This window comes from Thalassotalea agariperforans (genome assembly GCF_053470345.1).
Window position 1 is genome coordinate 1 of the sequence record NZ_JBQMWH010000051.1, and the last position, 255, is coordinate 255.

A 255-nucleotide genomic window follows, 5' to 3' on the forward strand; every position below is an offset into this window, starting at 1 on the left:
GCGATATGTTGGGGTATTTGCTATCCCAGCGCTGTTCAAATTGCTCAAGTGACAACAAAGCGTCATCTTCAGTGACGGATTGGTAAATACGTTTTAAATCGGCTGTGATAGCTTTGTAGTCTTTCCAGGGCACAAACTTCAATGAATTACGCACCATATGGACAATGCAGAGCTGAATTTGCGTATCAGGGTAAACGGTATTAATCGCATCAGGAAATCCTTTTAGCCCATCAACACAAGCGATGAGGATATCTT

1 protein-coding gene is annotated in these 255 nt (G+C 42.4%); it reads right to left on the reverse strand.

The annotated features are described in order from the left end of the window. Window positions 1-255 (reverse strand): transposase (locus tag ACSLUO_RS17780; RefSeq protein ID WP_448250591.1); only part of this gene is annotated, 255 nt, incomplete at both ends.